Here is an 11,426-nt window from a genome sequence, read left to right as displayed (position 1 = left end):
TTTTTCAAATCGTACGACTCATAAATATATCTACTTCATCTTCACGATCCAGTGTAAATCCAAAGCGTTCATATAGCCTTCTAGCCGGGCTACCTTGTAACACATTAAGATGAACTACTTTATTTTGCAGATGCGATTGTGATAGCAATTGTTCAAGAGTCTGACTTCCTATCCCTTGACCTTGATAGACAGGATCAATATAAAAATGCTCTAACGTATAATCATTCGTATCCGGCTTTAAAGCCACGCAACCGGCTATCTTTCCTTCGACTTCGATCAACCATGTATCATTAGGTTCAAAAGCATCACGAAAGCGCTGACGAACTTTATACTCATCAAACCGACCCAGACGGGTAAGACGTCACGAAGAACAACCGCTCTCAATTCTGCTAGCGATTCCATATGTATCGGTAATGCCTGACTCCAATCGATTTCTAATTTGCTCATAATCGCCATCCTTTATTGATCAACATGTATAACAATCGCTTTAGACCTAATTGATTATGCTATAGGTTCAGATCTAAAGCGACTCCAATATATTATATATTATTGTTTTTTAATTTTGTATATGTGTACCAAAATCGAAAACAAAAAAGCCTTTGAACCGGCAGATGACTGCTCAGTAAAAGGCTTTTGCTTAAAAGGTAATCTTATCATTATCTAGATCATTGTGTTTACTGCGAAATAGAAGTTCCGATTTTACGCTTTCCATGTTTCTTCGTACGTTGCTTCTTTGAAGCCTACAGTCACTCGATCGCCATCCGTCACAATCGGACGTTTGATCAATTTACCATTTTCAGATAATAATTGTAGTTGTTCTTGAGCACCCATGGATGGTAATTTTTCTTTGAGATTCTGGCTTTTATACACTTCACCACTGGTATTGAAAAATTTCTTCAGTTCCAGTTCACTGTGTTCAACCAATTCCCGCAGTTGTTCTGCTGTTGGTGGAGACTCTACAATATGAATCAAGTTCAATTCATGCCCTTCTGCACGTAGCCATTTGATCGCATTACGGCATGTACTGCATTGTGGATATTGATATACGGTTAATTTACTCATTCGATTTACACTCCTTTAGTCCTTTGATTCCAGTCCTCGCAATTCCGCATCCAAGTTAGCCAAATCTTCTGGTAAAGGGGCTTGAAAAAGCATCTCTTCGCCTGTAACCGGATGAACAAAACCTAATTCAACCGCATGTAATGCCTGTCTCCCTGCCAGTTGATCAAGTTGCGATATCGATGTAGATACATCTAAGTTCTTGTCTGGTCGTGCATAACCATACAACCGATCTCCTACAAGTGGACAACCAATATGCTTCATATGTACTCGAATCTGATGAGTACGTCCCGTTTCTAATTCCAATTCAACCAAGGCTATATCACGATCTGCAAAAGATTCTAGCACTTGATACCGAGTGGCTGCGGCATATCCATCTGGAGTGACTACACGCATATGAGGTTCGATCAGATCGCGATCTATTGCCCCTTCTATTCTGCCTTGCGATACAGTCGGAATATGATGCACATATGCATGATACCTTTTCTGCACAGAATGATTGATCATTTGCTCGGAAATGTGTTGATGTGCATATGGATTTTTAGCGATAGCCAGCACACCCGATGTATCCTGATCTAAACGATGGACAGGACGAAAACGGAATTTCTCTCCACGTTCTTGCCAGTAATGAACAACCCCATTTGCCAGCGTATCGGTATAATGTCCACTGGTAGGATGCACAATTACGCCTGCTTTTTTGTTCACAATCAATAGATGCTGATCTTCATAGATCACATCAATCTGCTGAGCTTGTGGCAAAATATCATCGGATTGTTCACGTTCCATCCGAATCTCTAACTTATCGCCAGCCTGCACTTTGGTACTGACATAGACATGCTGACCATTGAGCATCACACCTTGATCCGTCATTTTGAGACGGGATAATAATTTGCGTGAAATTCCCATCCGCTTTTGCATAATATTTTTAAGAATCATACCTTCATCTTGCGGTTGTATAATATACAGTATTGGATCGTAATAATCATTCGTTTCGTGTTTAGCATTAATCACAATAATCCCTCAATCACGGCGAAATACTTTTTGACTGCGGATATATTCAATATCTGTTAGGCCTGAACGTACATTGGCGGTACGAGCAATCACAAAAAAATAATCCGACAGTCGATTTAAGTATTTACGCACATTTATATTAATATTTGTTATTGCACCTAATGTTATCACTCGTCGCTCTGCACGCCGACATACGGTACGGCACACATGTAGTGAAGCGGCTAATGGATGTCCGCCAGGCAAAATAAAGCGCTCTATTGGAGGATTTTCAGTCTCATATTGATCAATCCATTGTTCCAGTTGATCTACTAACTCCGCATGGACTTTATATTTACTTTCGTCTAATGCTACAAAAGCTAGATCGGCTCCGCAATCGAACAACTCATGCTGAATCGCTAACAATTGTTCTCGTACATCGGTGAAAGATTTTCCTTCTGCCATTGCTAGTGCTTGACCTACAAAACTATTGAGTTCATCAATCGTCCCATAAGCTTCGACACGAGCATCGTCTTTACTCACTCTACCACCGATTACTGAAGTCTGTCCTTCATCACCTGTGCGTGTATAAATATTCATTTGTAGCCCTCCCCTCGATGATAAAGCGATATTATTCTGTCATAGCTTTTAAGATTTTGAGAGATTTATTATAATCTGCAAAAACAGGAATCGCTGCATACAGATTATCCGGTGTATATTTGATTTTTTTGAACATACTCATTTGATCGACAGGAATCGAGAATAGATGCTTTTCTTGTTGATCTACATCTTCTTCAGATACGCTACCCATCGTTACACCACGCGAATACTTTTTGGAATCAAAATCTTTATCCAACATCACATGTCCACCATTAACCGAATAAGCTTTCATATCGTTCTCTGGCAAAATAATAATATCATCCTGACGATCCACATATTCTAGCGTTAATTTTTCAGCGGAGTAAATCGGTGTTGTATTCACAGTTACTTTCATCGTGCTACCTAGCTTGGTTTGCAACTCTTGTTTGACTTGTTCTGCTAGCTCTTGCGAGAATCCTTCACTGCCCATAATAAAGACAGTCACTTGATTAGGATCTTTCGGTTGATCTCCACCACAAGCGGTCAGCAGAAATACTATACTCATGCTTAACAATAATCCTTTTATCCAAAATTTCACCGAACGTTCCTCCTTCAATTCACTATATCCCATCATACCACAGCTATTTGACGTAAAAAAAGAAGCTCCTCTGTAAGGACCCCCTGTTGATTTAGGCTATACCTAATTATAGTAAGCACTTCTCATATGATGGATTCATTAGTCACTTGCAAAAAGAACCCTAAACATGATTAACGTTTTTGATGAGAGCGCATATATTCATTAATTTTCAAGTCTAATAACATACTAATCTCAATCACTAACTCCGATGTGAACGATTGTTCTTCCAGAAATAGTTGTTCCATTCGCGTACGAAGTACATAAATTTCATCCTCTAGGGAAAGTATCTGTGAGGACTCTCCTGAGGACGTTGACCATACTTCATTATTCTCAGCAATAATATGTCCGCGATATTCTGGCAAATTATATTCGGCACAATACAAACAATCCCCTCCCTTGAGACATGATTTCCTGCTTCCAAAGACCCATTATATCATAGGATCGAGCAAATGAAAGCAGGAAAATTGTTAATTCAAGGAAAAAAGAAGATTATGTGACAATTATTTTATTTTAGCTACAAAGGAACCTATTCTTTCCAATGCTTCACTTAATTGTGCGACAGATGTAGCATAAGAACAGCGAATAAATCCTTCTCCACCTAGTCCAAAAACAGTGCCCGGAACTGCTGCAACTTTGCCCTCAACCAGAAGCTGTTGAGCGAACTCTTCCGAAGTCAGCCCTGTATTCTGGATACTTGGAAAAGCATAAAAAGCACCTTGAGGTTCATGGCATTCCAGACCGATACTCCGGAATCCATCGACAATCAGACGGCGACGACGATTATACGACTCGACCATCTTATCTTTTTCACCTAATCCATTTGTTAAAGCTTCAAGTGCTGCCACTTGTCCCATTACAGGAGCACACATTACTGTGTATTGGTGAATTTTGAGCATCGCTGAAATCAAATCACGATGTCCGCAAGCATAACCCATCCGCCAGCCGGTCATTGCAAAAGCTTTGGAAAATCCACTAACCAAGATCGTCCGTTCTTGCATACCCGGTACAGATGCAAAGCTAACATGCTTGGTGCCATACGTCAGTTCAGCATAAATTTCATCTGAAATTACAATCAGATCATGCTTTTCTACCACTTTAGCGATCGGCAACCAATCTTCATAGGTCATAATCGCACCTGTTGGATTACTTGGATAGCACAAAATCAAAATTTTGGAACGTGGCGTAATCTGTGCTTCAAGTGCTTCCGCTGTTAATTTGAAATTGTCTTTAGCAAAGGTCTCAATACCAACAGGGATACCTCCACCAATCGCTGTAATCGGTGAATAAGAGATATAACAAGGTTCAGGGATTAGAATCTCATCCCCTGGTGTAATCAACGCCCGAAGAGCTAAATCGATCGCTTCACTACCGCCGACAGTAACCAGAATCTCGTCTTTGGGATCGTATGCGGTTTTAAATTCATTTTCCAGATAACCTGAAATAGCTTCACGAAGTTCAGGCATTCCGGCATTAGACGTATAACGTGTATATCCACGCTCTAACGAATAGACGCATGCTTCACGTACATGCCACGGTGTAATAAAATCAGGTTCCCCTACACCTAACGTAATAATATCTTTACTCGCACTCACCAGATCAAAAAACTTCCGAATACCGGAAGGCTTAATATCTTGAACCAATGGAGAAAGGTAAGAAGTCATCGACTTGGATGATCCGGTCTGTTGTTCATTATTCACAATCATGGCAATCCTCTTCCTTCAGCGCTTTATAATCTAAGCGCGATTTCTTCTACTCTTATCTAATATAGATGGGTATAGCGATATTGGTTACGTTTATGGAGAAATGATCAGGCGACGGTCATCTTCATGTTCTTCGAAGATAATGCCATCCTGCTTATATTTTTTAAGTATAAAGTGAGTTTTGGTAGACAATACCGATTCAATAGGAGATAAACGATCTGAAACGAAGCTTGCTACTTCTTTCAAATTGGTTCCTTCGACTTCAACTAGAAGATCATACGCGCCAGACATTAAATAGACCGATTTTACTTGTGGATACAAATAAATGCGTTCTGCTATTCCTTCAAATCCTCTACCACGTTCCGGTGTAATCTGTACTTCGATTAATGCTGTGACTTTCTCATCATCGACTTTACTCCAGTTCACCACAGATGTGTATTTCACAATCACATGCTCATCTTCTAATTCACGAATCGCTTGAGTCACTTCTGCTTCATCGACACCAAGTAAGGTAGAAAGAAGTTGTGGTGTGCGTCTTGCATCTTCTTTTAACAAATCTAATATTTGTAATTTAAGGTCGCTCAATTCTTTCATAACGTAATAGCCTCCAAGTGCGCAAGATTAATCATAAGTATGACATGAATCGCCCATTTCTGCCAACCCTTTGATTTGATCATTGCCTTCTGCTGACGTGCTTCTATACTTCTGTCAAACGATTATCTGAGCGAACTGCTTCAAGGGGATAACAATCAGGTTACTTAATCTTATTACTTAGACAGTCAGCATAGGTAGTACATTATTATACCTTGAGGAGCGAAACATTATGGATCTGCACACTAACCGTACCGCATGGGACAAAACTTTACCTGAATCTGAAACTCCGAAATATCAAGCGTTACATGACAATATTTCCTGTGATGTACTTATTATTGGTGGCGGAATGGGTGGAGCTTTATCAGCACGTGAACTTGCACACCGAGGTATCAATGTAGTACTTGTTGAAAAATCAAAAATCGGTCAAGGTAGCTCTGTTGCCAATACCGGTTTACTTCAATATACGAATGATAAAATGATGACTTCCTGTATTAATACATTTGGTGAACAAAATGGTGTACTATTCTACCGCCTGTGCCAGCAAGCGATGGAATATCTGATCGATATTGCTCCAACATTACCGATCGATGCCCAATTAATCCCACGCAGTAGTCTATATTATGCAAGTAATCCAGAAGATGTACCTGCGCTCAAAGAAGAGTATGAAAATCTAAAACGTTTTGGATTTGAAGCAGAATACTGGAATGAAGAAGAAATTGCGAAGCGTTTCTCTTTTCAAAAAGCTGGCGGATTGTACACTCATGGTGACGCTGAAGTAAATCCATATCGCTTTATCCATGCATTGATGGCAGATGCGATGAACCATGGAGCACAGTTATATGAAGGTGTTGAAATTACGAATCATGTGGCAGACGATACAGGAGTGACCTGTTATGCAGGCGATATTGCTATTCGTGCCCGTACTGTAATTTATGCAACAGGTTATGCGACCCAAGAAATGAAAAAAGAACGCGGTGCTTTTCTAGAAACCACTTATGCGATTATGACTAATCCTGTAGAAAGCTGGGAAGGTTGGCATGAACAAAGTATGGTCTGGGAAACGACTCGTCCTTACCTTTATATGAGAACCACTGCGGATAATCGGATTGTAGTCGGTGGATTGGATGAGCCTTTTACTGATCCTGAATGGCGTGACGTCCGAATGGTAAAACAATCGCAAAAATTACTGGAAGAAGTACAGACGTTATTTCCAAATGTAGGCGAGTTGTCAATCGATTATGCTTGGGCAGCTGTATTTGGTTCCAGCCGTGATGGATTGCCTTATATCGGTGGACACCCAGATTATCCTCACTGTTACTTTGTAGAAGGATATGGTGGTAATGGAACAGTGTATAGCGCTATTGCAGCACAATTACTAGCGGATACAATCACTGGAATCGAGCGTCCTGAATTAGAACTGTTTGGCTTAACACGTACAACCAAGCCTTCCCCTGCAACAGTTGACGATATTGTTGTGTAATTGATAGCAAAAAGCTCTTATCCTCAACCATCATCGGGTCGAGAATAAGAGCTTTTTATATAACATTTAAATGGCTTATTGTTCGTTAAGATTAGTAATCTTATCAATAATCGCTACACGCTCATCTTCGCACAGACTTTGATGAACATGGAAGCAACTTGGGCAGACATATACATTGACTTTAAATGTAGAAGGTAAGATCGCAACATTATTAGCTGTTGCAGGCAAAGGAGTAAATCCAGTTCCGCCCATCTCTTGCGTTCCTGCAAGCAACATATATTCCTGACAATGCGGACATTGTGGAATCTCTTCTTGTTGATCGAGCAATTGTTCTACATTTTCTTCATATTGCACCATATTAAAGTTCTCATCACCATACTGCTCAATCGTTTTGAGTGAAGATAGACTTGGTTGTGTAAATAGCTCTGCATCATTTAACAGACTGGTCGCACGTGATGCAAACGATTGTTGCTGTTCTTCTTGCGGAGCAACAGGGGCTACAGGAGCTCTCCGAACTTCAGCAGGTGGCTTCTGTCCGCCTTCAACATATTCCTCATCTTCGTCTTCATCTAAAGCAATATTAAGCGTACGATAACCATTTAATTCATTATGACAGTGCGGGCACAATTCTTCCGGTCCAAATTCGGGGTCCCATACAATCTCACTATCGCACCAAGGACATATTGTTGTATCCATGTTGTAATTCCTCTCATCGCTTATATTTCTGTTCAAGCTTATTATAAAATAGTTGCCCCTATCACGTACGATAAGGATATAGAGATAATCATAGAGATTAAGCCAACAGCTTTGTTATCGGCTGCAATCTCTTCATCAATCTTAAATACAGGTGTCAAAAATTCAAATATAAAGTAAGCCGCTAGCAGTAAAAGAAAACCGATCACAGACCATCCAAGACTTTCATAGACTGTACTATGCGCTTCGATCGAAAAACGCATAATATTACAAATCCCAAAAATCTTACCGCCTGTTGCCATCGCGACAGCTACATTACCGCGTCTTATTTCATCCCAGCACTTATATTTGGCGACCATTTCGAAACACCATAAAAATACGATAAGCTGTAGTACAGCTACCGAGAAAAAACCGATCATCATCCCGACCGGATGTGCAAGCATCGGATCAATATAATCTTTCACGCTACCTCATAGCCCCTTCCGGTACTGAAATCATCTACAGACATTTCTATTCATTACGCATGAACGCTGCAATGGTTTCAGCCGGATTATTTCAATACGGCTACAGTTACGCCGTTACCGCCTTCGTTGTATTCACCAGTACGGAAACTTTTGACATGCTTATGACGACGTAAGAAATCTTGAATCCCTGTTCTCAGTACGCCTGTGCCTTTACCATGGATGATATAGATTTGCCCTAGATTAGCCAAAAAAGCTTCATCTAGAAAACGATCCACTTCCATTAATCCTTCTTCTACATTCGCACCCCGTAGGTCTAGCTCAGAACGCATATTATCTTCGCGTGACCGTTTGATCGTTGTTGCTTTCTTCTGGGGCTGTGCATTGATCGTAGCGGCTGACTGCACTAATTCTAGATCACTTAATGCTACTTTCATTTTCAAAATACCCATTTGTACGACAGCTTCTTTGGTACCTGATAATTCTACGATATGTCCACGTTGATTCAGACTATAGACCATAACATCATCGCCAGGACCCAGTGGTTTTACTTTTTTTGCTTCGGTTGAAGACGTTGATTTCTTCTTCGTACGTTGCCCTGGAGTCGCATCATCCAATTGCTTACGAGCTGCAATCAGCTTGTGATCTTTGACAGCTGCTCCTTCTTCTTGAGCAAGCTGACGTAAAGAGCGAATCACTTCATCGGCTTCTTTGCGTGCTTTTTCGATAATTTCACGTGCTTCTTCATCGGCTTTTTCCAGACGTTTGTCCCGTTGTTCTTCTAATTTGGCAAGATCACGCTCATAACGACCACGTAATTTCTCCATATCCGATCGTAACGTTGCTGCTGTATTGCGATCTTCTTCTGCACTCAGACGATTGCTTTCGAGAGAAGCGATCATATTTTCAACACGTTGATCTTCTTCGCCCACTTCACCACGAGCCACATCGAGAATCTTTTCAGATAATCCTAAGCGTGAAGCGATAGCAAATGCATTACTACGTCCCGGTACACCAATCAATAAGCGATACGTAGGGCTCAGTGTATTGACATCGAATTCCATACTCGCATTGATCACGCCTTTGCGATCATAAGCATAAGCTTTCAATTCGCTAAAGTGAGTCGTAGCAATCATACGACAACCTTGAGAATGAATATGTTCCAAAATCGCAATCGCCAATGCTGAACCTTCTGCGGGATCGGTTCCTGCTCCCAATTCATCAAATAGCACCAGACTTTTCGGTGTCATATGTTCTAGAATTGAAATAATATTGGTCATGTGACTTGAAAATGTACTCAGATTTTGTTCGATACTTTGTTCATCACCGATATCTGCATAGATTGCATCAAACACACATAATTGACTGCCTTCATCTGCTGGAATAAATAGACCTGACATCGCCATCAGACTGAGTAATCCGACTGTTTTTAAGGTTACTGTTTTACCACCGGTATTCGGCCCGGTTACAATAATACTGGTATGTTCGTTACCCAGTTCCAGATCCGTAGGTACCACATGAGCAAGCGGAATCAATGGATGACGTGCTTTTTTTAATTTCAAAAATCCACGGTCATTCATCTTCGGCATTGTAGCGTCCATCGAACGAGCTAATTTAGCTTTGGCAAAAATAAAATCAAGGTCTGCCAAGATATCAATATCATAATTCAGCAATTCGACTTGATCGGATACTTGCGCAGTGAGTTTCTGCAAAATCACTTCGATCTCACGTTCTTCACGCAACTTCGCTTCACGTAGCTTATTGTTCATCGCTACAATCGCTTCAGGCTCAATAAATAATGTTGCTCCTGAACCCGACTGATCATGAACGATACCGCCAAAGTGAGCACGATACTCCGCTTTGACCGGAATGACAAAGCGATCGCCACGAATGGTGACTAATTGATCTTGCAACATTTTGGCTACACTTTGAGAACGAATCATACTATCGAGCTTCTCCCGAATACGTACTTCGCCTGAGCGTAGTTCACGACGTACTGCGGCAAGTTCAGGACTTGCAGAATCCATCACATGAGCAGAATCATCGATACAAGCACGGATCGCTTTTTCCAGTGGACGTTGATCGGAGATCAGTTCTACTAGATCAGCTAGCATCGGTACAGGATTTTCTTCATGTACCATCTCAACATGGCGACGTGCACGTCTACCACCCATGATTGTATTTGCAATACCTAATAATTCACTTGGATTCAGTGTTCCACCTATACGTGCACGACTAACCGCCGCACTAATATCAACGATTCCACCAAAAGGCGGTGTTCCTTTGAGGCGATCTACTAATGTCGCTTCATCCGTCGTTTGAAGTAATTTTTTGACATGCTCCAAATCCGTATCCGGTTGCAACGCCAGCGCTGTACGTTTACCGATCGAAGTGGCTGCATGTGAAGACAATGTATTCAAAATTTGACCATACTGCATGGTATGGAATATTTTTTCGTTCAACGTAATGACACTCCTCTAACTAACAAATTACTTTATAATATAATGCACTACTTCTTATTATACATCTAGACCAAATATTCACAAAATACTTAAACACCAAATGATACATTAGACTTATCATTTCTTTATTTAGCCATATTTGATTTAAATTTTGACCATATCGGTTACTCTTTATGTAGATCAGAGTTATACTATTTATGAATATTACGAACAACTATCATCATATATCACTATAGGAGGAATAATACATGTATACACCGTCTAACCCTAATCACAAAATGAGTCATTATAAAAGAACACTAATCATCGTCAGTATGATGATCGCTGTTATGGTTCTTTTATCTGCTTGTGGTCAAAAAAATGAGTCTAATCCACCACAAAGCGGTGTCACCGAGACCGGCGTAGCGCCTGCGGATGGTACAGAACAATTGATGATCAAAGCGACTAATTATGCATTTGATCAAAAAGAATACCATGTTAAAAAAGGGCAACCTGTACAGATCGTTTTTGAAAGTGTACAAGGTAATCACGGCGTGATGATTCCTGCTCTCAATGTCGATCTTGATTCTCAAAATACAACAGCAACCGTCACTCCACAAGAAGCAGGTCAATTCGATATTGCTTGCTCGATTATGTGTGGTTCTGGTCATAGCACAATGGTTGCCAAATTGATCGTAGATGAAGCTTAATCGACTGAACTCATTTTAGTAGCCAAAAAATCCCTTTCTGTTTCACTACACCAGTATGCGTAGTGATAAGCAGAAAGGGATTTTG

Annotated in this window: 14 protein-coding genes; 2 read left to right on the top strand and 12 right to left on the bottom strand. The window is 40.6% G+C overall.

From position 1 onward, the window contains the following. Positions 1 to 4 precede the first annotated feature (4 nt). The 9 genes from PaeCFBP13512_RS07450 to PaeCFBP13512_RS07415 all read right to left on the bottom strand — a co-directional run bounded on the left by PaeCFBP13512_RS07450 (position 5) and on the right by PaeCFBP13512_RS07415 (position 5,556). Positions 5 to 349 (bottom strand): GNAT family N-acetyltransferase, encoded by a 345-nt coding sequence (locus PaeCFBP13512_RS07450; RefSeq protein ID WP_241669323.1) that lies wholly within the window; start codon positions 347 to 349, stop codon positions 5 to 7. Then, positions 277 to 456 (bottom strand): hypothetical protein, encoded by a 180-nt coding sequence (locus PaeCFBP13512_RS23475; RefSeq protein WP_241669309.1) that lies wholly within the window; start codon positions 454 to 456, stop codon positions 277 to 279. Before PaeCFBP13512_RS23475 ends, PaeCFBP13512_RS07450 begins: the two co-directional genes overlap by 73 nt. Before the next feature lie 243 nt (positions 457 to 699). After that, entirely contained in the window at positions 700 to 1,062 is a 363-nt protein-coding gene (locus tag PaeCFBP13512_RS07445) for an arsenate reductase family protein (protein WP_069326883.1), read from the bottom strand. Between the two features lie 15 nt (positions 1,063 to 1,077). Beyond that, positions 1,078 to 1,995 carry an RluA family pseudouridine synthase gene (locus tag PaeCFBP13512_RS07440; protein WP_137222512.1) on the bottom strand — a complete coding sequence of 306 codons (918 nt, stop codon included), beginning with the start codon at positions 1,993 to 1,995 and terminating at the stop codon, positions 1,078 to 1,080. Between the two features lie 84 nt (positions 1,996 to 2,079). Next, positions 2,080 to 2,646, bottom strand: coding sequence for a cob(I)yrinic acid a,c-diamide adenosyltransferase (locus PaeCFBP13512_RS07435; RefSeq protein WP_137222246.1), 567 nt, complete (start codon positions 2,644 to 2,646; stop codon positions 2,080 to 2,082). A 31-nt stretch (positions 2,647 to 2,677) separates the two neighbouring features. Then, entirely contained in the window at positions 2,678 to 3,223 is a 546-nt protein-coding gene (locus PaeCFBP13512_RS07430; protein WP_137222244.1) for a hypothetical protein, read from the bottom strand. Positions 3,224 to 3,393: 170 nt separating this feature from the next. Continuing rightward, positions 3,394 to 3,600, bottom strand: coding sequence for an aspartyl-phosphate phosphatase Spo0E family protein (locus tag PaeCFBP13512_RS07425; protein ID WP_241669322.1), 207 nt, complete (start codon positions 3,598 to 3,600; stop codon positions 3,394 to 3,396). A gap of 162 nt (positions 3,601 to 3,762) precedes the next feature. Further along, positions 3,763 to 4,965 carry an aminotransferase class I/II-fold pyridoxal phosphate-dependent enzyme gene (locus tag PaeCFBP13512_RS07420; RefSeq protein ID WP_069327278.1) on the bottom strand — a complete coding sequence of 401 codons (1,203 nt, stop codon included), beginning with the start codon at positions 4,963 to 4,965 and terminating at the stop codon, positions 3,763 to 3,765. 90 nt (positions 4,966 to 5,055) lie between these two features. Then, the gene (locus PaeCFBP13512_RS07415) at positions 5,056 to 5,556 is read right to left on the bottom strand and encodes an Lrp/AsnC family transcriptional regulator (protein ID WP_069327277.1); all 501 of its coding nucleotides are present in this window, start codon (positions 5,554 to 5,556) and stop codon (positions 5,056 to 5,058) included. A gap of 229 nt (positions 5,557 to 5,785) precedes the next feature. Between PaeCFBP13512_RS07415 and PaeCFBP13512_RS07410 the strand changes: the two genes are divergently transcribed. Further along, positions 5,786 to 7,036: an NAD(P)/FAD-dependent oxidoreductase gene (locus PaeCFBP13512_RS07410; protein WP_069327276.1), complete on the top strand. Its 1,251-nt coding sequence runs from the start codon at positions 5,786 to 5,788 to the stop codon at positions 7,034 to 7,036. 75 nt (positions 7,037 to 7,111) lie between these two features. Here PaeCFBP13512_RS07410 and PaeCFBP13512_RS07405 read toward each other — a convergent pair whose 3' ends face one another. From PaeCFBP13512_RS07405 to PaeCFBP13512_RS07395, 3 genes are all read right to left on the bottom strand, one after another. Continuing rightward, positions 7,112 to 7,732, bottom strand: a complete 621-nt coding sequence (locus PaeCFBP13512_RS07405) for a hypothetical protein (protein WP_069327275.1) — start codon at positions 7,730 to 7,732, stop codon at positions 7,112 to 7,114. Between the two features lie 41 nt (positions 7,733 to 7,773). Beyond that, positions 7,774 to 8,172, bottom strand: coding sequence for a DUF350 domain-containing protein (locus PaeCFBP13512_RS07400; protein ID WP_137222510.1), 399 nt, complete (start codon positions 8,170 to 8,172; stop codon positions 7,774 to 7,776). Between the two features lie 107 nt (positions 8,173 to 8,279). Next, positions 8,280 to 10,652 (bottom strand): endonuclease MutS2, encoded by a 2,373-nt coding sequence (locus PaeCFBP13512_RS07395; protein ID WP_069327273.1) that lies wholly within the window; start codon positions 10,650 to 10,652, stop codon positions 8,280 to 8,282. A 248-nt stretch (positions 10,653 to 10,900) separates the two neighbouring features. On the opposite strand from PaeCFBP13512_RS07395, the gene PaeCFBP13512_RS07390 reads away from it, so the two are divergent. Further along, the gene (locus PaeCFBP13512_RS07390) at positions 10,901 to 11,341 is read left to right on the top strand and encodes a cupredoxin domain-containing protein (protein ID WP_241669307.1); all 441 of its coding nucleotides are present in this window, start codon (positions 10,901 to 10,903) and stop codon (positions 11,339 to 11,341) included. The last annotated feature ends 85 nt before the right edge of the window (positions 11,342 to 11,426 follow it).

The organism is Paenibacillus sp. CFBP13512 (assembly GCF_005233705.1).
Lineage (GTDB): Bacteria > Bacillota > Bacilli > Paenibacillales > Paenibacillaceae > Saccharibacillus > Saccharibacillus nuruki.
Note: the sequence above shows the minus strand (reverse complement) of the source record. Positions and strands in the feature narration are given on the sequence as shown.